The 20,888-nt window shown below is 70.6% G+C and carries 20 protein-coding genes; 9 read left to right on the forward strand and 11 right to left on the reverse strand.

All coding sequences use genetic code 11. The features are described 5' to 3' along the window. Positions 1–56: 56 nt before the first annotated feature. Both C0216_RS07990 and C0216_RS07995 read right to left on the reverse strand, forming a co-directional pair. Positions 57–638, reverse strand: coding sequence for a TerD family protein (locus C0216_RS07990; RefSeq protein ID WP_114054593.1), 582 nt, complete (start codon positions 636–638; stop codon positions 57–59). 129 nt (positions 639–767) lie between these two features. Beyond that, entirely contained in the window at positions 768–1,343 is a 576-nt protein-coding gene (locus C0216_RS07995) for a TerD family protein (protein ID WP_114054594.1), read from the reverse strand. 470 nt (positions 1,344–1,813) lie between these two features. Between C0216_RS07995 and C0216_RS08000 the strand changes: the two genes are divergently transcribed. Next, positions 1,814–3,559, forward strand: a complete 1,746-nt coding sequence (locus C0216_RS08000; protein ID WP_246042789.1) for a phosphatidylglycerol lysyltransferase domain-containing protein — start codon at positions 1,814–1,816, stop codon at positions 3,557–3,559. A gap of 142 nt (positions 3,560–3,701) precedes the next feature. Here the strand turns inward: C0216_RS08000 and C0216_RS08005 are convergent, their stop codons facing one another. After that, positions 3,702–4,229 (reverse strand): hypothetical protein, encoded by a 528-nt coding sequence (locus tag C0216_RS08005; RefSeq protein WP_114054596.1) that lies wholly within the window; start codon positions 4,227–4,229, stop codon positions 3,702–3,704. A 338-nt stretch (positions 4,230–4,567) separates the two neighbouring features. Here C0216_RS08005 and C0216_RS08010 point away from each other — a divergent pair, with 338 nt between their 5' ends. Next, the gene (locus tag C0216_RS08010; protein WP_114054597.1) at positions 4,568–5,233 is read left to right on the forward strand and encodes a response regulator; all 666 of its coding nucleotides are present in this window, start codon (positions 4,568–4,570) and stop codon (positions 5,231–5,233) included. Further along, the gene (locus tag C0216_RS08015; protein WP_114054598.1) at positions 5,230–6,351 is read left to right on the forward strand and encodes a sensor histidine kinase; all 1,122 of its coding nucleotides are present in this window, start codon (positions 5,230–5,232) and stop codon (positions 6,349–6,351) included. Before C0216_RS08010 ends, C0216_RS08015 begins: the two co-directional genes overlap by 4 nt. A 739-nt stretch (positions 6,352–7,090) precedes the next feature. Here C0216_RS08015 and C0216_RS08025 read toward each other — a convergent pair. Next, on the reverse strand, positions 7,091–7,693 hold the full coding sequence (locus C0216_RS08025; RefSeq protein WP_114054600.1) for a TetR/AcrR family transcriptional regulator: 603 nt from the start codon (positions 7,691–7,693) through the stop codon (positions 7,091–7,093). A gap of 158 nt (positions 7,694–7,851) precedes the next feature. Here C0216_RS08025 and C0216_RS08030 point away from each other — a divergent pair, with 158 nt between their 5' ends. Beyond that, the gene (locus tag C0216_RS08030; RefSeq protein WP_114054601.1) at positions 7,852–8,469 is read left to right on the forward strand and encodes a flavodoxin family protein; all 618 of its coding nucleotides are present in this window, start codon (positions 7,852–7,854) and stop codon (positions 8,467–8,469) included. After that, positions 8,466–9,551, forward strand: a complete 1,086-nt coding sequence (locus C0216_RS08035; RefSeq protein ID WP_114054602.1) for an NAD(P)H-dependent flavin oxidoreductase — start codon at positions 8,466–8,468, stop codon at positions 9,549–9,551. Before C0216_RS08030 ends, C0216_RS08035 begins: the two co-directional genes overlap by 4 nt. Here C0216_RS08035 and C0216_RS08040 read toward each other — a convergent pair. The 3 genes from C0216_RS08040 to C0216_RS08050 form a co-directional block, all read right to left on the reverse strand. Beyond that, positions 9,539–9,940: a hypothetical protein gene (locus C0216_RS08040; RefSeq protein WP_114054603.1), complete on the reverse strand. Its 402-nt coding sequence runs from the start codon at positions 9,938–9,940 to the stop codon at positions 9,539–9,541. The two genes, C0216_RS08035 and C0216_RS08040, sit on opposite strands and share 13 nt — an antisense overlap. Continuing rightward, positions 9,928–10,203 (reverse strand): hypothetical protein, encoded by a 276-nt coding sequence (locus C0216_RS08045; protein WP_114058516.1) that lies wholly within the window; start codon positions 10,201–10,203, stop codon positions 9,928–9,930. The genes C0216_RS08040 and C0216_RS08045 overlap by 13 nt, the downstream gene beginning before the upstream one ends. Positions 10,204–10,554: 351 nt before the next feature. After that, positions 10,555–10,854, reverse strand: coding sequence for a hypothetical protein (locus C0216_RS08050; protein WP_114054604.1), 300 nt, complete (start codon positions 10,852–10,854; stop codon positions 10,555–10,557). A 105-nt stretch (positions 10,855–10,959) separates the two neighbouring features. Here C0216_RS08050 and C0216_RS08055 point away from each other — a divergent pair, with 105 nt between their 5' ends. Then, the gene (locus C0216_RS08055) at positions 10,960–11,502 is read left to right on the forward strand and encodes an ABATE domain-containing protein (RefSeq protein ID WP_114054605.1); all 543 of its coding nucleotides are present in this window, start codon (positions 10,960–10,962) and stop codon (positions 11,500–11,502) included. 305 nt (positions 11,503–11,807) lie between these two features. On the opposite strand, the gene C0216_RS08060 is transcribed toward C0216_RS08055, so the two are convergent. Next, the gene (locus C0216_RS08060) at positions 11,808–11,957 is read right to left on the reverse strand and encodes a hypothetical protein (protein ID WP_216827057.1); all 150 of its coding nucleotides are present in this window, start codon (positions 11,955–11,957) and stop codon (positions 11,808–11,810) included. On the opposite strand from C0216_RS08060, the gene C0216_RS08065 reads away from it, so the two are divergent. Continuing rightward, positions 11,950–12,390, forward strand: a complete 441-nt coding sequence (locus tag C0216_RS08065) for a hypothetical protein (RefSeq protein WP_114054606.1) — start codon at positions 11,950–11,952, stop codon at positions 12,388–12,390. The two genes, C0216_RS08060 and C0216_RS08065, sit on opposite strands and share 8 nt — an antisense overlap. 54 nt (positions 12,391–12,444) lie before the next feature. On the opposite strand, the gene C0216_RS34240 is transcribed toward C0216_RS08065, so the two are convergent. The 3 genes from C0216_RS34240 to brxD all read right to left on the reverse strand — a co-directional run bounded on the left by C0216_RS34240 (position 12,445) and on the right by brxD (position 17,871). Then, complete coding sequence (locus tag C0216_RS34240) at positions 12,445–14,121, reverse strand: protein kinase domain-containing protein (protein WP_428985483.1); 1,677 nt, start codon at positions 14,119–14,121, stop codon at positions 12,445–12,447. A gap of 202 nt (positions 14,122–14,323) precedes the next feature. Further along, positions 14,324–16,537, reverse strand: a complete 2,214-nt coding sequence (locus C0216_RS08075) for a DEAD/DEAH box helicase (protein WP_114054608.1) — start codon at positions 16,535–16,537, stop codon at positions 14,324–14,326. Beyond that, positions 16,537–17,871, reverse strand: coding sequence for a BREX system ATP-binding protein BrxD (gene brxD / locus C0216_RS08080; RefSeq protein ID WP_114054609.1), 1,335 nt, complete (start codon positions 17,869–17,871; stop codon positions 16,537–16,539). Before brxD ends, C0216_RS08075 begins: the two co-directional genes overlap by 1 nt. 149 nt (positions 17,872–18,020) lie before the next feature. Between brxD and C0216_RS08085 the strand changes: the two genes are divergently transcribed. Beyond that, positions 18,021–19,844, forward strand: coding sequence for a GmrSD restriction endonuclease domain-containing protein (locus C0216_RS08085; RefSeq protein ID WP_114054610.1), 1,824 nt, complete (start codon positions 18,021–18,023; stop codon positions 19,842–19,844). Beyond that, positions 19,841–20,887 (forward strand): CBS domain-containing protein, encoded by a 1,047-nt coding sequence (locus C0216_RS08090; protein ID WP_114054611.1) that lies wholly within the window; start codon positions 19,841–19,843, stop codon positions 20,885–20,887. Before C0216_RS08085 ends, C0216_RS08090 begins: the two co-directional genes overlap by 4 nt. Position 20,888 lies beyond the last annotated feature (1 nt).

Here is a 20,888-nt window from a genome sequence, read left to right on the forward strand (position 1 = left end):
GCACCCGTGCCGACCGGCCGGGACCACCCCGCCGACCGGCAGGCCGGGCGGGCGGATCAGAGGTGGCGGTCGATGGTGGGGAGGAGGTCCTGGAAGGTGGCCCCGGAGGCGGGTTCACCAAGGGCGGTCAGCTGCCACGCCCCGTTGATGCGGGAGATCTTGGCCATGACCTGGGCGGTGTGGCGGCCGCCGCCGGACAGGGTGTAGCGGGCGAGTTCGGCCCCCGTGGAGTCGTCCACCAGGCGGCAGTAGGCGTTCTCGACCTCGTCGAAGGTCGCGCCGGTGAAGGAGTTCACGGTGAAGACGATCTGGTCCACTTCCGCCAGCATCCGCGTGAAGTCGACCGTGATGGCCTCGTCGTCCCCCGGCCCGTCACCGCCGGTGCGGTTGTCGCCGGAGTGCTTCACGGCACCGAAGATGCCGGTCAGGTGCTGGAAGTAGACGACGTCCACGACGCGCCGGCCCGCGTACAGGACCGCGGAGGCGTCGAGGTCGATCTCCGTGGGGCCCATCAGCCTGCCGAGGAAGCCCGTGCGCGTCCGCGGCTGCCATCCCAGCCCCATCCGTACGTGACTGAGGGGGGTCGTGTCGGGCTTGGTCAGGCTGATCCTCTGGCCCTTGGTGAGGTTGAGGGACATGCGTACTCCCGGGTGGGTCGAGTCGAAGGGGGTGGCCGGGCCCGGACGGCGGCCGGCTGGGAGGGCCCGTCGGCCGCGCGTGGTGGGGATGTCCACGCGGGCGGGGCTGCGGGACGGGTGTCCCGGAGGTCAGAGGCTGACGCCGAAGTCCTGGGCGATGCCGACGAGGCCGGAGACGTAGCCTTGGCCGACGGCGCGGAACTTCCATTCCGCGCCGCTGCGGTAGAGCTCGCCGAAGACCATCGCGGTCTCGGTGGCGGCGTCCTCGCTGAGGTCGTAGCGGGCGATCTCGACCCCGTCGGCCTGGTTCACCACCCGGATGTAGGCGTGGCGCACCTGACCGAAGTTGTGGGCGCGGGCGGCGGCGTCGTGGATGGAGACCGGAAAGACGATCTTCGCCACGTCGGCGGGTACGGTGGCGAGGTTCACCTTGATGACCTCGTCGTCGCCGGCGCCTTCACCGGTGAGGTTGTCGCCGGTGTGCTCGACCGAACCGTCCGGGCTGGTGAGGTTGTTGTAGAAGACGAAGGACGCGTTGGAGGCGACCTTGCCGCTCTCGCCGCACAGCAGCGCGCTCGCGTCCAGGTCGTAGTCGGTGCCCGTGGTGGTGCGTACGTCCCAGCCCAGGCCGACCTGGACCGCGGCGAGACCCGGAGCCTCCTTGCTCAGCGAGACGTTGCCGCCCTTGGACAGCGAAACACTCATGATGTTCTCTCCTGACTTGGGACACTCGAAGAAGGACCGCACAGGCCCTGGTTGTTCTGTCCCGGGAGGTTGCCGACGGCCGTGGCCAGAACAGTGATCAGTACGGCGACGACCGCTGCGACGGCACCGGCGAGCAGGGTCCGGCTGGTGGCCGACACGGGGTTGCTCCTTGCTTCTGCTCCCGGCCGACGCACGGCCACGGCGAGCGGACACGGGATCGTCCGTCCGTCGGACAGGGCCGACGCTCACGGCCTCCCGGCTCGCGTATCCCCAACCTCGTCGATGCTTCGGCCCGGCGGTATCCGACGGGTGACCGGTCGCCCCCCGCCATGCGGCGGGAGAACCATCCGCCGCTCCGGCACCCCCGCCACCTGGCGGGGTACGTGTGGCCGGTTGCCGGGTGGTGAATCCTCCGGATCCTCACGAATGTCGTGGACGTGACCGCATCAACGACTCCGCCGACCACCGCCGTGAAGCCTCGCCCGACCGTGGTGACACCACGGTGCCGTCGCGCGGCGGCCACAGCCTGCGTCTGGTACCTGCGTGTCATGGCTCTGCTCAATGTGCTGGCGGTGCTGTCCGCTCCCCTGCGCGACCGGGTGCGGGAACACAACGAGGGCGAGCACTTCACCCCGTACCTGCTCACCGCCGGCCTGGTGTCCGCGATCCTCGCCCTGTGCCTGGCCGTCACCATGCGCAGGCGCAAGCGCGCGGCGTGGATTCTCAACACGGTCCTCGCCGCGCTGACCCTGTCGGTCATGATCCTCTGGCTGCTCGTGCCCGGCGAGGAACCCGGCTTCCGCCACCACTGGATCAACTGGGCCTCCGCCGCGCTCACCGCCCTCTTCCTGCTGGCCCTGCTTGTGGCGCGTACGGAGTTCACGTCGAAGGGCGACCGCTCCAACCCGCGGACCGCGCTCGGGACCCTGGCCGGCGGTGTGCTCCTCGGCGGCGCGCTGGGGGTGGCGCTGGTGCAGGCGACCGGCACCGGTGCCGGAGCGGGCTTGTCCGACCGCCTCGGCTACGTCCTGTCCCGCTTTGTCACGCTGGACCCCTCCGAGAGGGCCGCCCGCCTAGTCCAGGTGCCCGGCTGGGTCGACGGAACGCTCAACGTGACAGCGGCACTCGTGTTCCTGAGCGTGCTGTACGTGGCGTTCCGCAGCCCCCGGGGGGTGGTGCTGACCGAGGACGACGAGGCCCGGCTGCGCACCCTCCTCGACCGGCACGGCGAGCGCGACTCCCTGGGCTATTTCGCCCTGCGCCGCGACAAGGCGGCCGTCTTCTCCCCGAGCGGCAAGGCGGCCGTGACCTACCGCGTGGTCAACGGCGTCTCCCTGGCCTCCGGCGACCCCGTCGGAGACCCCGAGGCGTGGCCCGGCGCCATCGACGCCTGGCTCGCCGAGGCACGGGCGCACGCCTGGGTCCCGGCCGTGATGGGGGCGTCCGAGGAAGCGGGAGTGATCTACGGACGACACGGTCTGAGCGCCCTCGAACTGGGCGACGAAGCCGTCGTGGAGGTCGCGGACTTCACCCTGGAGGGACGCGCGATGCGCGGCGTCCGGCAGGCGCACAACCGGGTCCGGCGCGCCGGCTACAGCGTGCGGGTGCGCCGCCACGGGGACATACCGGAGCCGGAGATGGCCCGCCTGGTGGCCGATGCCGACCGCTGGCGCGACGGGGCGACCGAACGCGGCTTCTCGATGGCGCTCGGCAGGCTCGGATCGCCGGACGACGGACGCTGCGTGATGGTCGAGTGCCACGACGCCCACGGCGAACTGCGCGCGCTGCTCAGCTTCGTTCCCTGGGGGGACAAGGGGCTCTCGCTCGACCTGATGCGCCGGGACCGCGACAGCGACAACGGCCTGGTGGAGTTCATGGTGATCGAGCTGCTGCGGCAGGCGGACGACGTGGGACTGGCCCGGGTCTCGCTGAACTTCGCGATGTTCCGGTCGGTCTTCGAACGCGGAGACCGCCTGGGCGCCGGACCCGTCCTGCGGCTGTGGCGCACCGCCCTGGGGTTCCTTTCCCGCTGGTGGCAGATCGAATCGCTGTACCGGGCGAACGCCAAGTACCGGCCGGTCTGGGAACCCCGCTTCGTCCTCTTCCGGAAGAGCGGCGAACTGCCCCGGATCGCCCTGGCCGCCGGCCGCGCGGAGGGCTTCGTCACGACGCCCGGCCTGCCCGCCCTCCTCAGGCGGCAATCGCGCGCCGCCTGACGTGCAGCGCCTCGCATACGAGCTACCCCCTCGCATCCCTCGTCTCCGCGAGGATCCACCCGGGAGTGTCCGGCCCCTGGGTCTCACCGGCTACGAGGTTCCGGCACTCACCGTTCCGGCGGCGGCGGCGCTGTTCGTGGTTCTACTTGATGAGGGCGTTGGCCACGACGACCACGAGTCCGAGCAGCGAGTCCACCGTGCCGATCCGCAGGGCGGAAGCCCAGGTGCGGCCGGCGGCGCGGGCCGCGAGCAGGCCCCAGGCGAACAGCAGGACCACGTTCACGGCGAAGACCACGTACTCGACGCCCTCCGAGGGCCACCATCCCCAGGCCGCCCCGAGCAGCAGGAGCAGCGTCGGCGCCGTCGCCGCCACCAGCGGCCACTCGGACAGCAGCATCCGCACTCCGGCGCGTACGCCGTGGTGGGTCCGGTCGCCGCGCAGGGCGATCAGGTGGGCGTAGCCGTGGGCCAGGGCGGAGGCGACGGCCGTGACCAGGAGCCACTGGGCACTATTCAACCGGTCGTCCGGCGCCGTCTCCCCCTGCTCCGACAGGGCGGCCACCATGGAGCTGGCCAGCACCGCTCCGTACACACCCCCGAACAGCACATGGGGACGCGCGGCGAGGCGGCGCAGGGCACGGAGGGGCTGACGCAGGTTTGAGGCGGGCATGGCGGGACGGTCCTCGAAACGGTACGGACATCGGCTGCGGCCCTCGGACTCGGCGCGGGGCCACTGACCGATCCCACGGTACGAGCACGGCGGCCGCCATCCGCCGAGCCTCGCCCGTCGGCCTGCCGACCGGCCGGAGCGCACCCCCCGAACGGCTGGAGCCGACCCGCCGGGTGTCCACAGCCGGTGGGCGATCACGCCACCGCATACCCTGCCCGGCGTACGGTCGACGTCAGGCGAACCCGTACGAGCGCGCGAAGCCCCGGGCACACGGGTCGCGGAGCAGCGGGACAGAGCAACTGAGCAGAGTGTGAGGCGGGACGCCGGTGATCCGGGTAATGGTGGTGGACGACGAGGCCCTGGTGCGGTCCGGTTTCGAGATGATCCTGAACGCGTCCGACGGGATCGAGGTCGTGGCGACTGCGGAAGGGGCGCAGGCGGCCGACGTGGTCCGGCGCGAGCGGCCGGACGTCGTGCTCCTCGACATCCGCATGCCGGACGTGGACGGCCTGACGGTGCTGCGGCAGCTCCAGGAACTGCCCGACCCCCCGCACATCGCCATGCTGACCACGTTCGACACGGACGAGTACATCCTCACCGCCCTGCGCTCGGGAGCCTCCGGCTTCCTCCTCAAGGACACCGAGCCCGAACAGCTTGCCCAGCTGGTCCGCACCCTGGCCGCGGGCGGCGTCGTCATGTCGCCGAAGGCCTCACGCGCGCTGCTCCGCAGCCACCCCGGGGCCGGAGCACCCCAGGACGCGGACGTCGCACGCGTCGGCCTCCTCAGCGACCGGGAACGCGACGTCCTCGTCCTGATCGCCGAAGGACTCTCCAACGCCGACATCGGCACCCGCATCCACCTCAGCCAGGGCACGGTCAAGGACCACGTCAGCTCGATCCTGACGAAACTGCGGGTCACCAGCCGCGTCCAGGCCGCACTCCTCGCCGAGCGCGCAGGACTGCTCACCCACGACGACACCACGGCACGGGACAACGGACGATGAGCACGGGCCGGGCCCTGGGGCGGCGACTGCCGCCCCGGGCCGTCGACGCAGGGCTCGTGGCACTGGCCGCGCTCGACGCCTGGATCAACCTCCTGGGCGAGGGCACCCCCGTGATGTGGGCCTGCGCCGCCGCAGGCTCCGCCGGCCTGTTCCTGCGCAGGCGCTTCCCCCTGACCGTCTTCCTGCTGACCCTGCCCATGACCCTGTTCATGGACGTGGCGGTCGCCCCGATCGCAGCTCTGTACACACTCGCCGCGTCCACCCGCAACCGCCCCCTGCTCGCCGGCTGCGCCCTGCTGAACGCCGCTGCGGGCACGCTCGCCTGGCCGCTGTCCGACGCGTTCGACGGCGACCGGACCTGGACGCTCGTCCAGTTCGTCTACACGCTGGCCACAGCCTTCGCCCCCGTCCTGTTCGGCCAGCTCGTCCAGGCCAGGCACGACGTAGCCCGCCAGCTCGTTGAGGTCGAGGAGGCCCGGGAACACGAACGGGCCCTGTACGCCCAGACCGTCCTCGCCCGGGAACGCGCCCAACTGGCCCGCGAGATGCACGACGTCGTCTCCCACCAGGTCAGCCTCATCGCCGTACAGGCCGGAGCCCTGCAGATGGCCGCCAAGGACCCCGACGCCCGCGAGGCCGCCCGCACCATCCGCACCCTCAGCGCGAACACCCTCGACGAACTCCGCCACATGGTCACCCTGCTCCGCGCCTCAGGCGGCAAGGCAACCGAACTCACCCCCCAGCCCACCCTCGCCGACCTCCGGCAGCTCATCGCCAACAGCGGCATCGAGACCACCCTGACCGGCGAACTCCCGCCCGGCATCAGCACCACCGCCCAGCGCACCATCTACCGCACGGTCCAGGAAGCCCTCACCAACGTGCGCAAACACGCCCCCGGAGCCCGCGCCGACGTCCACCTGTGGCACGACGCACACCACTACGGCGTCACCGTCACGAACACCGCCCCCACCCGCCCCACCGTCGCCCTCCCCAGCGCCCGCCACGGCCTCATCGGCCTGAAAGAACGCGCCGAACTCCTCGACGGGACCCTCACCGCCGAACCGACCTCAGACGGCGGATACAAGATCGAACTACGGGCCCCCGCCCGGTCCGACTGAACATCAGCCGACGCGGGTTCTCGTAACGCGCCTCAAGCCCGGGACACATCGGCCGAGGCGCTGGCGATGATGGGAGAGCCTGTGGGATGGGCTCGCCCCGCAGTCGGGTCAGACCGCGCTGCCAAGGACAAGCGCGCCGTACACCCGACCGCCCTGGATCCGTACGGGCGCCGCCGGTGAGGGTGCCATGAGCTCGCGCGTAGCGCCCATGACGCCCGTAGTGCACCTTGGTCTTGAGTCCCATTTGCGTTGCTGGTGCTGCTGACCTGCGCTTTTTCGGTGACGCTCGTTCTGATGGCCTGTCGATGATGTCGAAGTCTGAGGGTGAGAGCGCACTGTTTCCATCCCGGACCAGGCCATGCGCAGCGGCAGAGCCACGACACCGTGGGTCGGCCCGTGCAGCGACTCCGGCGGACGGCGGCGGAACTCCTCCCGGTGCGGCACGGGGTCCTCGGCGTCCGCGCCTGGGAAGCCCCTCGGGGTGGGCGCGGGATGCTGTGGGCTGGAGGGCATGACTCCTTCATGGCGGCCGGGGACATTGCGAGGGCCCTGATGGGCGCGCCGGTGTCCGGACCGAGCCGAGGCGGATCTCCGGTGCCGGTACTTCGCCGCTGCTCCTGCGTGAAGAACGATGCCCCGGGCGCTTGGCGGAGCGGCCGAGCCGTCTGTCTCCTCGGCGCATACGGGTGCGCGGGCGGGTGTCGCAAGGCCCGCCACTCCGTGTCCGTACCGGGGCTGTCTACGGCTCTTCGGCGCTGACGAGGAGCAGTGTGTGGGGCCAGAGCGTGTCGAGGACCGCGGGGTCGTTCTTGAGTTTGGCGAACAGCACCAGCCCCTCCAGGTGGGCGATCACTGCGCGTGCGACCGACTGTTCGGCGTGCTCGCGAGGGATGTCGCCTTCGTCCGCGGCCTGGCTGAGCACGTCGCCGATCAGCGCGGTCTGCTCGTCGAAGATCTCTTCCAGCCTGGCTCGAACGTCAGGTTCCTGGGTGCTGAGTTCGAGGGTGAGGTTTCCGAGCAGGCAGCCGTCGACAGTGCCGCAGGTCTCCTTCCTGTGCCGCTGGACCTGTGCCATGCCCTCCAGTAGCCGGCGGAGTCGGACCAGGGCGGGGTCCGGGCCGTCCAGCGCGAGGGTCCAGGCGCCGCGCTGGCCTTCCCAGTAGGCGTTGACCGCCTGGAGGGTGAGGTCCTGTTTCGAGGTGAAGAAGTGGTAGAAGCTGCCCTTCTTGACCTCTGCCGCGGCGCAGATCTCCGCCACTCCCAGGCTGCTGTACCCCCGGTGCTGCATGAGTTCGCCGGTGGCGTCGAGGAGCCGCTCGCGTGCGGTGCTGGTGCGTCCCATGGTGCAAGTATACGGTCGGTCAACTAATTCGGAGGTGCGCCGGGTGGCGTAATAGTTGACCGGTCGTCTAGTGTGTTTTCCGGAGGCGGTCCCGACACCAGCGTCCGGTTGACCGTTCGCCCCGATTCCGGGGCATACACCACTCTATGGAGGGCTACATGCCTGTACCCATCTCTGTCGTCATCGCCTACCACAGTGGATACGGGCATACGGCCCGGCAGGCGGCGGCCGTGGCGGAGGGCGCCGCGGCGGTGCCCGGCGTCCTGGCCGATCTGCGGGACGTCTCCACGCTCGACGAGGGCCTGTGGGCGGCTCTGGCGGAGGCGGAGGCGATCGTCTTCGGTTCCCCCACATACATGGGCGCCACCTCGGCCGTGTTCCAGCGCTTCGTGGAGGCCAGTGCCCCTGTCTGGGCCGCGCGCGGCTGGCAGGGCAAGCTCGCCGCCGGGTTCACCAACTCGGCGGGGGTGAACGGCAACAAGGACAACGCGCTGCTGTCCATGACGGTCCTTGCGGCGCAGCATGGCATGAACTGGGTTCCGCTCGGCCTGATGCCCGGCTGGATCTACAGCTCCGGTGGCAGCCCCGAGGACCTGAACCGGCTGGGCTCGTTCGTGGGAGCCATGGCGCAGTCGCCCTCCGACCTCGGTCCGGAGGAGGCGCCCACGGAGGCGGATCTGCGGACCGCGCGGCACCTCGGCGAGCATGTCGCCCGGACGGCGCTGCAGTTCGTGCACGGCCGCCAGGCCGCCGACGCTCTGGCGGTGGCGGCGTGAGCGCCGGACGCCTCGGTGATCTGCTGGGCATCGCACTTCCCGTCGTGCAGGGCCCGTTCGGCGGGGGCCTGTCCTCGGTCGCGCTGGCCGTGGCCGTGTCCGAGGGGGGAGGGCTGGGCTCCTACGGGGCGCACATCCTTGAACCGCAGGAGATCGCGGACCTCGTCGGAGAGCTGAAGGCCCGGACCAGCCGCCCGTTCGCGGTCAACCTCTGGGTCCCCCATCCGGACGAGGCCGGACCGTGGCCGGACGCCGCCGAACTGGCCCCGCACATCCGGCGGCTGCGCCCGTACTACGACGAACTCGGGCTACCCGCGGTGGCGGTCGAGGACGTCACGCCGGGGCCGGACTTCGACGCCCAGGTGGACGCGCTGCTCGCGGCAGCGCCCCCGGTCATCAGCTTCGTGATGGGCCTACCGCCCCGAAGGGTGATGGACGAGGCCCGCCGCCGCGGCATCGCGGTGATCGGCACGGCGACCACCGTGGACGAGGCCGTTGCACTGGAGCGCGCCGGCGTCGACGCCGTCGTGGCCTCCGGCGCCGATGCCGGCGGCCACCGGGGCGCCTTCCTGCGGCCGGTACGGGAGTCGCTCGTGGGGACGTTCTCGCTCGTGCCCCAGGTAGCCGACGCCGTGAGCGTCCCCGTCATCGCCGCCGGCGGGATCGCCGACGGCAGGGGGATGGCCGCGGCGCTCACCCTGGGCGCCGACGCTGTCCAGATCGGCACCGCCTTCCTCGCCACCCGCGAGTCAGGGGCGAGCGAAGCCCACAAAAGGGCACTCGGCTCCCCCGAGGCCCGCACCACCGTTCTCACGCGTCTCTTCACGGGCCGGACCGCCCGAGGAATCGTGAACCGGTTCGTCCGTGACATGGCCCCGTACGAGGAGACCGTGCCCGCGTACCCCGTGCAGAGCGCACTGATGCAGTCCGTCCGTCGTGAAGCCGGTGCCCAAGGGCGGGAGGATCTCAGCAGCCTGTGGGCCGGCCAGGCCGCGGCACTCGCCGGCGGCGCATGTGGCGCGCGTGACTACCTCAGCTTGCTCATGGACGACTTCCGGGCACGGGGAGGTCAGGGAGCCTGACAGGTCGGATCGTCGACGACGACGGTGTCGGCGGGGACGATGACGGGCGGATCGTCGTGCCTCACCCAGCGGGTGGTGACATAGGCGCGCTTGCCGACTCCCACGCATTTGGTGGCGAGGTTGCCGAAGCCGTCGGGCATGTTGAAGACCTCGGCCGGAGTGTTCTCGCCCGAGCCGCCCCCGACCAGGGGATCCGCACCCCCTGGCTCTACTTCGACGTGGGCGTAGCAAGCGGAGAGCAGGAGTGCGAGGGTGAAGGCGACGAGGGCGCGGCGGACGTGCCGGGCGGTCGCCCTCGCCCGGCGCGCGGGAGCCGCCCCGGTGGTGGACCTGTGCTCCGCAGGCCCGGGCGGAACGGCCGATTCGCGTGTCTCGGTCAGTCCGCGCACGAGCTGTCCGGAACGATCTCCAGGTTCGACGGCCCGCCCCCGTTGGTGGTGACGTAGGCACGGAAGCCGTGGCCGACGCATTTGGTGGCGAGGTTGCCGAAGCCGTCGGGCATGTTGAAGACCTCGGCCGGGGTGTTGTCCCCCGAGCGGCCCTGGACCGGCGCGTCGCCTTTGCCGCGCTCGTCGTTGTACTGCTGGGAACAGCCGGTGACCAGGCCGATGGCCGCGATCGCCGGAATCACGCGCCGAAACGCAGGGGCCATGCCGTGCATCGTCGATCCTCTCGGACGGGGAACGGGTGGGCGGGGTGCGGGGGCGAGGGGAGCTGGCCGGTGCCGCGGGCGGGACGCAAGCGGTGGCGGCGCTGACACGCCTCGCACGCAAGACCTGTGGGGGCGTTCGGCCGACCGTTGCTCCGGAGTCAAACGCGGTGCGCGCCGGAGAGGAGGTTGCGACTGGCGAGTCGCGCCATGACGGCTTCCTTCGGTGTGGTGACGCGTCGGCTGAAAGAGAGGCCCGGCCGTGGGTGCGGCTCTCCCCTCCTGTCCGGTTCCGGCACCTGCGGCGTGCCCGCCCGCGTGGTCGCGGGCCGCAGGCCGCAGGTGCCGGTTCGGCTACTGCTGCGTGCTGTGCAGCACCTCGGCGTGGCGCATCTCGTGGACCTCGCCGATCAGGCGGAAGAACTCCCCGGCGGCCGGGTCTCCGGGCATCTCCTTCGCCGCGCGGGCGGCGGCTTCCGGGGAGGCCCAGAGGATGAGGTCGATCAGGGAGCCGTCCTCGTAGCGGGCGAGGTGCGCGCCGAGGAAGTCGGACCCGTACCGCTCGCGCAGGAGCGTGACCAGCCTGCTGCGGTGGGCGGTGAGCTGCTCGGGGTCGGCGCAGGCGAAGCGGACGTACTCGATGGTCGTGCTCATGGGAACCCTTCCCTAGTTGACTCACGGATTTCGATTCACGAATCCGTGATTGCAAGCTATCACGGATTCGATGCAGGGAATCCGTGGGTCCGGTAGGTTGATGGCATGTCCCTCAAGAACCTGCGTGAGATGCCGTGGATCGGCGAGCGGCCGGTCCTCGACCTGGTCAACACCGTTGTCGTGGGAGCCGGTCGCGAGGGAGGGGACGTCGACCTGCTGGGCGACCCGGAGCTGCTGGCGTCCTGGCGGGGGAAGGCGTGCGACCGGGAGCTCGCCGGCCTGCCCCTGGAGGATCTCGTCGAGCTGCGGGCCCCCGTCAGGGCCGCGCTGGACGCGGCGGCGCGGCAGGATCCGCTGCCGGGTCCGGCGAGGGCGCGGCTCAACGCGTTGGCCGCGCGGGCCCCCGTGACGTTCCGGGTCGACGACGCAGGCCGCCTCGCGGAGCAGGAGGCCGGCGGGCCGGTCGCGGCGGCCGTCGCCAGGCAGGCGCTGGTGCTGGCCGCCGGGCCGGAGCAGGCGCGGTTGCGCCGGTGCCCGGCGCCGAGCTGCGGGATGTTCTTCCTCGCCCGCAGGCGGGATCAGGCATGGTGTTCGATCGGGTGCGGCAACAGGGCGCGTGCCGCCCGCCGGGCGGGCGGCACGGGCTGAGCCGGCCCCGGCGCTCCGCGGAGGAGCCGTGGCCGGCTCCGTGTGCCGTCAAGGAGTTCGCCGCTGAGCGCGGGGCTTCCCGTTCGGCCCGGCGCATGAGGCTCCCCCCCCCGGAGCCTGCCACGGATTCATTTGTCAAATGCGTGAACAGCGCTCCTGGTCCTGTGCCGCCGGGGCTGCCGCCGTCCGGCCTCCCGGCGGCGGCAGGGCGTCCACGGGTGTAGGTGTGGCCGGCGGTCCCTCCTGGGCGCGAGGCCGGAACCGCCGGCCGCGGATGGTGAGGCTGCTTCCCGCTGCGTCGCGCGTCAGGATTCCGCGAAGAGCGCCAACGCGGCCCGGGCGGTTCGTTCGAAGGGTTCCGTGCTGCCGCTCGCCCGGCACAGGACCTGCGCGCCCTCGAGGAGGGCGACCAGCAGGGCGGCGGTATGGCATCCGAGGAGCACACCCATGCCCATCGCCGTCATCGCATCCACCGGCGCCCTCACTCCGGCCGGAGAGCGGGAGATCATTCCGCAGCTCAGCCACGCGCTCATCGAGGTGAGCGGTCTGACCGGCAACACCTTCTTCACGCCCATGGTCGCCGGCGTACTGCACGTGCTCGACCCCGAGCACGTGTACGCGGGGGGCGTCAACCGGTCCCTTGTGCTGATCGAACTCAAGCTGCCCGACATCGGACTGGCCTCCGTCGAAGCGCGGGCGGCCTTCATCGAGAAGGCCACCGACATCGCGTACCGGCTCATGACGCCGGGCCATGAGCGCGACGACATCCGGATCAACATCGTCAACGCCCCTGACGGGGGCTGGGGCATGGGCGGCCACGCCTACACGGGGGAGCGCCTGGGTGAAGCCGTCGCCCGGGCGGCCGCCGCGGCGGAGGCGCGGGCCTGACCGGCCGGCAGCGCCCCGGCGACCCGCACGGGGGGTGGTTCGCTCGTCGACGGCCTATGGCCGACTGCCGGCGGGAATCGTCCACAGGGTGACTTCGCCGGTGAAGGCGGGGGGCTGGAAGGCCACTCCCGACGGTGTGACGCCCGTGATGCGCAGCATCGCCAGCCTGCCCCCCGAGGTGACGGTGCACAGCCGGTCGCCCTCGTTGACCGTGCCGTCCTTGGTGAGCTCGGTGCTCGGGATGGCGGTCGGGAGAGGGGCGCTCGCCACCGCCTGCCGGCAGGCCTCCGGCGACGACCCCGGGGACTTCGCCACCGGGCTCCGGAGCGTCATGACGTTCACCAGGTATGTGATCTCCGCCGACGGGTCGCCGATCCGGCCGCGCGGAGAAACCTGCGGGGTGTCCAGGTCGACACTGATCACCGACCCCATGGCCGGTGGCCCGATCTGCAGGGGCCGGTCCTTGAAGAGGAGCTTGTAGGACGCCGAAGCGGGCTCGTCCTGCGCACCGCCGTCGGCCGTCGCCCCGGAGCCGGGCGTCGGAGGGCTGCTCAGGGCGGGCTTCGAGCCGGCGGCGGCCCCGCTGCCGTCCTGGCCGGTCAGTATCCAGGCCGTCCCGGCGGCGGCCGTCAGGGCGGCCGCCGCCGCGATCACCGCGGCCGTCCGCTTGCCGCCGGGTGGCCGAAGGGGGGTAGGAGGTGCGGCCGGCTGGGGCGAGGTCGGGGTGGGTGCGGCGCTCGGGAATGTCGGCCCCGGGCCGCCCACGCGCGGTGGCGGTCCGGCATCGAGGCGCGTGGGGACGTATCCGTCAGCCGGCGTCTCGGCAGACCATCGGCCGAGTTCACGCTCCCGATCCGCCACCGCGGTGGCCCACGGCTCCGGGAGCCGGCCGGCCGGGTCGCCGTCCGTCAGCCGCTCGCACCAGGACCGCAGTTCGCCGGGTGTCGGCCGGGCGGCGGGGTCCGCGGCGAGCGTGCGCTCCAGAACCGGCCGCAGCACGTCAGGATATGCGGAGAGGTCCGGCGGGCGTTCGGCGGTGTTGGCGATCTGGGTCGCGATGGTCAGGGCGCCGCCCGGACCGTACGGGTGCAGCCCGGTGGCGGCCACCGCGGCGATCAGGCCCAGGGAGAACACGTCGCTCGCCGGGGTGATGTGCCCGCCCGTGCCCTGCTCGGGCGACATGAACTGCGGTGTGCCGACCACACCGCCGCTGCGCGTGAGGCGCGTGGAGTCGGCGGCCCGCGCGATGCCGAAATCGATGACCCACGGCCCGTCCGCGGCCAGCATGACGTTGCCGGGTTTCAGGTCCCGGTGGACGACACCGGCGGCGTGGACGGCCTCCAGCCCCCGTGCGACCCCGGCCACCAGGCGGAGGACCGTCTGCACGGGCAGAGGCCCGAACGCGTCCAAGGCTTCGTCCAGCGCAATCCCCGGTACGTACGCGGTGGCCAGCCAGGGCTGCGGGCCGTCCGCGTCGTGATCCAGCACGGGCACCAGGTGGTAGCCGCGTACGTGTTGTGCCGCGTGGATCTCCTGTGCGAAACGCCGACGGAACTCCGGTTCCTCCGCGTACTCGCGGCGGATCATCTTCAGCGCGACGGGCTGCTTGCCGCGCGTGCGGGTCAAGTAGACCGATCCCATGCCGCCCTCGCCTATCCGGGCGAGCAGGCGGTACCCGGAGACCTCCCGAGGGTCGCCGGGGCCCAGAGGCCGCAGCGCACTCCGCAGCAGGTCGCCCCGCGAACCCTCCGCGACCGAATCCCCTCGGTGCGGGGGCCGAGTCCACCGGCCCCGATCAAGATCAGCCACGGTTCCCTCCGATCGGACCCGCCGATCAGGGCCGACGGTCACGCTCACGGATTTGCCAATGCTATTCCGTGATGAAGCTATCACGGTTTGGTGCTGCACGGCCGCGCGCCATCGCGTCGCCGTCTCACGTGAGGGATTCGGTATGGAAACGGACTGGGCCCTGCAGGATCGTGCGCGCTCCGTCGAAGTCGGCCAGTCGCGCGGCAACAGTGGCCATGGCGAGTCGGTGGGGTAGCGCTGCCGAGAACTTCAGGCCGTGTACCGCTCGGTGGTCGACATCGGGCAGCACCAGTGCGTTTCCACCGTCAGCCTCTGTACGAGCCTTCTGCCACATGTCGGGTGTCAGGTCTTCTCGCAGCCGTACGTAGCAGTCCGTCGGCCGTTGGACGGGGTCACTGATCGACGGAAGTGTGGCGGCGAGCGTCGCGTTCGCCCGGTAGCCGGCCCACGTCCACCACCGCACATCCGTCCCCTGTCGAGTGATCAGAGAGCCGTCGGAATCGGTGATGTGAGGCGCATCCTCCTCGCGCCACTCGGTCAGGCACGACTCGGCCCGACGGGTGAGAGAAACCAGGGGGTCTGCTCCGAGCAGTACGTCGCGCATCGAGCGGGTCAGAGCGAACGCGAGGCCGGCGAGCGACCCGCCCGTCCATTTGGCGACGCCGCCACCGTCAACCGGCTCGACGAAGACCCGCTTGCGCCCCCAGTCGATGAACGTCACCTGCCAGCTGCGCCCGCCGAGCAGCAATCGACGAGGTCCCGGCCGTTCCTCCGTCAACACGGAAGGGTCCGTCTGCCCGATTTCGGTACGGCCGGACAGCACCGTGAACTGCGGGGGAGCGGTGAACGAAGCAGTCAACTCGATGAAGTGACGCCGACCGAATCGGCGCTCCGCCTCGGGACCGATGAAGAGCATGCTGCTGTCCTCATCGAGGAACCCCTCGTTCACCAGGTGGCGCAGGATGGGGGAAGCCGATCTGTCGAACGGAGCCAGCCCGTTCCACATCCCTTGCCACGCCTGGTCGCCGATGCGGTGCTGCTGAAGCGTGGCGGCGAGCAACTGCTGCGCCACGAGGTGGCGAGGCTCCGGAGGGGGTGTGACCGGTTCGACCCAGCCGCGCCCCCAGAGGAGCAGCAGGGCAGCGGCTTGCAGCAGGGTGTCCTTGCCGGTGGCGAGGAACAGACAGTTGCGAGTCGTCCCCGGGCGCCGGCCGGTACGGCCGATGCGCTGGAGAAAGGAGGCCACGGTGCGGGGCGAGTCGATCTGGATGACGCGGTCCAGGTCGCCCACGTCGATGCCCAGCTCCAGCGTGGAGGTGGAGACGATGACGCAGTCGCGTGCTTCGGCGAAGGCCTGTTCCGAACGGGCTCTTTCCTCGGCCGAGAGGGAGGCGTGCGAGAGGAACACCGTCACTTCGCGCGCCCGCAGGGCTGCTCCCAGCTCCTCCACCTGACGTCTGGACTCGCAGAAGACCAGCCGCTTCTCCCCCCGGTGCAAGGCCGCGATCAACTTGGACGCGTTGTCGAGGGACCCCACGTAGTCCAGCTCCACCTCTCCCGGCGGCCGAAGACTCCCGCCCGCACCGGCCGTGGTCGGGGTCGCAGCCTGCGTGAGGGTGAGGCCGGGGGCGACGACCCGCCCCGGGCGCTTGCCCGCACCGGAGCCCTGGAGCCAGGTGAGCAGTTGCCGAGGGTTTCCGACCGTTGCAGAGAGGCCGATCCGCTGGATGGGGCGTCCCGTGACCTGTTCCAGACGCTCCAGCACAGCGAGGAGGTGCCAGCCTCGGTCGTCGCCCGCGAACGCGTGCACCTCGTCCACTACGACTGCCCGGATCCCGCCCAGAAGACGGGCGTGGTCGGTTTTGACCCCGATGAGCATGGCTTCGAGGGACTCAGGAGTGGTGAGGAGGATGTCGGGTGAGTCCGTACGGATGCGCCTGCGCTGAGACTCCTTGGTGTCTCCGTGCCACAGCTCGGCCCGGCGGCCGAGCCACTGGGCGTAGGAGTCGACACGGGTGACCAGGTTGTTGAGGAGTGCCTTGAGCGGGCACAGGTAGAGAACGGACGTGCCGGACCAGCGCCGGGCGGACATCGCCGACAGGATCGGCAGGCACGCTGCCTCGGTCTTGCCGCCCGCGGTGGGGGCGAGCAGCACTGCGTCCTCGCCGTCCATGAGGGGATCGATCGCGGCCCGCTGCAGAGGCCGCAGGTCGGGCCAGCCGAGCGTGTTCACGACATGGTGGAGGATGACGGGATCGAGCCGGTCGACGGGATCAGCGCCGTCCGGGTGGGGGCTGGTGTGGGCGGACCCTGTCCCACCCGCCGGGGCCGCGCCCATCACATGTCCAGGTCGATGTCGTCGGCTGAGCCGGCTGCCGCGTGATTGCGCTCCACGTCCGTGAGTTCGCTGGTCGTCACGGTCAGCCGATAGTGCCGGCGCGGGTCGAAGTCCTCGAACTGGTCGACGCGGTCCAGCACGTCACCGACCAGTTTCTTGAGGAACAGCCGGGGCGCCACCCCTGCCCTCCCCCCGAGGGCTCCGCCCACCGCGCGCGCGAGGTCGGCAACGTACGCGTCGTCGGCGAGTGACCTCACGCGTTCCGGCGAGGAGGCACCCTCCGCATACAGGTCCCGGATGGTCACTCCGAGGCCGACCAGCGACTCCTGTGTGAAGCCCGGCAGCCGTACTTGGACCGCACGAGGGTTGTCGAAGCGCGGGTCGGTGGTGAAATCAGTGGCGAGGCGCTGGGCGAGAGGAGCGAGCCGCTGAACCCCCTGCTGCCCGTCGTAGAACGCAGGAGTTCCGGTGATCAAGAGGTAGAGGCCGGGGAACCGGCCGGAGTGCACCTCGTCGATGAGCTGCCGAAGGGCGTTCAACGCCTTGTCCCGGGCGTCCGAACGGACGCGCTGCAAGGTCTCGACCTCGTCCAGGACGACGAACAGGCCGTTGTGCCCGGAGTCGCGCAGTACGGTCAGGAGGCCTTGCAGGAAGCCGAAGGCCCCGAAATGATCGAGGTCGCCGCGGACTCCGGCAGAGCGTCGCGCAGCCGCAGCCACGTGCGGCTGGCCACCCAGCCAGGCCAGCACGGCCGCTGCAGTCGCCTCGTCGCCTGCGGCCAGGGCTGACTTGTAACCGCGCAGCGCCGTGGCGAACGAGGGCGCGTGCCGCGACACCTCGGCCAGTCGTGCCGTCAGCAGCTTCTCGACCGCCTGCGGGAGGTCTTCCTCGTCGGCGCCGTCCGCGAGGGCGTCCTCTTCCAGGGTGTAGTACCACGAGTCCACGACCGGCCGGAGCGCGCTCGGGGGGAAGCTCGTGGTGGTGAGCCGCTCGGTCAGACGCCGGTAGACGGTCTCCAGCTTGTGGAGGGGGGTCTCCGTCTCGGAGATCTGGATCTCGGCCAGCGCGAAACCCCTGCGCTTGGCCCGTTCACCCAGCCATCGGGTGAAGAAGGTCTTGCCCGATCCGTACTCCCCGCGGACAGCCTTGAACACCGAAGAACCGGAGGCGACCGTGTCGAGCTCGGAGTCGAGTGCTGCCTCGAACCTGTCCAGGCCGGTGGCCAGGAGGTCGAGCCCGCTTTCGGGAACGGCGCCGCGGCGCAAGGCGTCGATCACCGCACGGCGCCGCGCCGCGCTGGCCGGGGAGGGACGGGAGGAAGCAGCGGTACTCACGCCACCAGTGTCCCATTGCATGGGCGTCCAGCGGTTGGCTGAAGTCGACTACTGGTGCGGCCGATCTCGTTGACCTCAGTGTCGCGTGATTGGTCTAATCGCCGCCCGCGTGAAGAACGCGCAGCACTGCGAGGGTGGGGAACGGGCACGTGGCAGGACTCGACAATGTGAAACTCAAGGCGCTCCTGGCGGATGTGGCGTCAGGCTCGCTTCAACTGCCCGACTTCCAGAGGGACTGGAAGTGGGATGACGATCGAATTCGAGCCATTATTGCGACGGTGACGCTCGACTACCCCCTGGGCGTGGTGATGACGCTGGAGACAGGGGGTGACTCACCGTTCCGTGCCCGTGCCCTCACCGGCGCGCAGGTGGCGGACGAGGTGGCGCCCAGCCTGCTGCTCCTCGACGGACAGCAGCGTCTCACCTCGCTGTTCCAAGCCCTGTTCCAGGACAGCCCTGTCGAGACCACCGATGCGCGTGGCAACCCTGTCAGGCGCTGGTACTACGTGGACGTCAAGAACGCGATCGGCTCGCCCGCTGACCGCGACGAGGCCATCGTGTCCGTGCCGGAGGACAAGGTCCAGCGGTCCAACTTCGCCCGAAGCGTCGTCCACGACCTGACCACTGCCGAAGGCGAGTGCGCTGCCGGACTCTTCCCCCTGAGCATCGTCTTCGACACCGCGAAGGTGAATGCCTGGCGACGAGCGTACGAGAAGATGGACGACGGCCATTTCGACCGGTGGAGCCGCTTCGAGGAGCAGGTCCTGGAGCCCGTGCGCTCCTTCCAGGTACCCATGATCAAACTGGCTGCCTCGACCTCCATGGACGCGGTGTGCGCCGTCTTCGAGCGGGTGAACACGGGGGGTGTTCCCCTCAACGTGTTCGAGCTCCTGACGGCGACCTACGCCGGTGACCGGGCCTACCGCGAGCGGACCGGAGACTACTACCAGCTGCCGCAGGTCTGGCGGGCGATCAAGGAGGACCTGGCCGGCCGCCACCCTGTGTTCGGACGGCTCGAGGCGGGCATCGACGACGGGCTGAGCAGCAGCGATTTCCTGCAGGCCGTCGCACTGGTCCGCACGTGGTCCCGGAAGCAGGACGGCCAGGGCACCGGCGTCTCCTGCAAGCGCCGCGACCTCCTGGAGCTCCCCCTGGCGGACTTCGAGTCGCTCGCGCCCCGGCTTGCCCAGGCGTTCACCTGGGCCGGCGCCTTCCTCGAGAGGCAGTGCATCGTGCGCGCCGCCGAGCTGCCCTACCGCACCCAGCTGGTGCCTCTCGCCGCGGTCAGGGCCATCCTCGGGGAGGCCACCGACAGGCTCGGCGCGGAAGACATGATCACGCAGTGGTATTGGTGCGGCGTGCTCGGTGAGATGTACGGCGGCTCCACCGAGACCCGCTTCACACGGGACGTCGAACAGCTGGTGGCATGGGTCCGGCGCGAGGGGCCCGCACCGGAGACCGTCACCGACGCCTACTTCTTCCCGGAGCGGCTGGACACGCTCACCACGCGGAACAGCGCTGCCTACAAGGGCATCTATGCGCTGCTCATCAAGCAGGGCGCGGTGGACTGGCACTACACGGACGCGCCGCTGAAGCCCAGCCTGATGGACGAGTACGGTGTGGACGTCCGGCACATCTTCCCCCGGGCCTGGGTGCGCCGGAACCAGGACGGGGCCAAGTCGTCCCCCGCCAACTCCATCGTCAACAAGACACCGCTGTCCCTGCGTGCGGCTCAGGCCCTCACCGGCGCACCCGGTAGCTACCTCGACTCGCTCGCCGCTGCCTCCGACATGCGTCGTGAGTGGTTCGACGACGTCATCGCGACGCATCTGATCGATCCGTACTTCCTGAGGAACAACGACTACGAGGCGTTCTACGCGGCGCGGGCCAAGCAGCTCGAGGACATGGTGTACGCCGCCATGGGCAAGCGGACGATCCTGCGCGACATGACCGACGGCAAGGCGGTCAAGTGAACCAGAAGCCGAGCACCGAAGAACTCCTGGCGCTCAAGGGCACAGAGGTACCCCTCGGGGAGCTGCTGGACCTGTTCGGCGTCCGGGTGCGCCGACCGTGGAACGTGCACGAGATCGCGGAAGCACTGACCGATGCGGGGCTCGCCACCCTGCCGGACTTCGCCACCTGCGCTCCGGGCGAGCGTGTTCAGGTCGTCCCGTTCGCCACGGCCGTGCAATCCGAGCCCGAGGCCGACGAAGCCGACACCGCGGAGCGGGATCCGCTCCCGTCGGCCGCGCTGCCCCAGCGGCTCCGCATCGGTGACCTGCCGTCCGCCCGTGGCGGGGTGCGGTGCGTGTCCCTCACCACGGAGCTGTCCCAGGCGACGTACCTGATGCGCCAGCGAGGCTATGCACAGATACCGGTCACGACGGGCATGACAACGATCCACGGCGTCATCACGTGGCGCTCACTGGCTCTCATGTACGAGCGGGGGAAGGAGAGCAGCCTGGAGAACGCCATGCAGCAGGAGTCGCTGCCGCTGGCCGATGCGCGGCAGGAGTTCTTCGCGTGCCTGCCCATGCTGTCGGAGCACGGCTACCTCCTGGTCCGCGGCGAGGACGGAAGCCTGTCCGGCATCGTGACGCAGGCCCACGTGGTCGGCCGCTTCGAGAGCGCTGCCCGGCCCTTCTTCCTCCTCGGCGAGATCGAATCCCTCCTGCGCCGGTGGCTGGGATCCAGGCTCACCGAGGAGGCGATCAAGGCTGTCCAGACGAACAAGAAGCCGGAGCACCGCTCGGGCAGGGTCGAGGACCTGACGTTCGGCGACTACGTCTACCTCCTCAACGGCGAGCAGAAGAAGCAGGCGATGGCCCAGCAGGCGGACCTCAACTGGGCCGCGCTCCGGTGTGAGTCCCTGGACCGCGGCCAGTTCGTCCGCCATCTGCAACGGGTGAAGGACGTGCGGAACCGCATCGCTCATTTCGACGCGGAACCTATGCCCCTCGAGTCGATGCGAGAGCTGACGGCCTTCACCACCCTGCTGCGTGACTACGCCGGCTGAG

The sequence above is a fragment of the Streptomyces globosus genome (assembly GCF_003325375.1).
GTDB classification, from domain to species: Bacteria; Actinomycetota; Actinomycetes; order Streptomycetales; family Streptomycetaceae; genus Streptomyces; species Streptomyces globosus_A.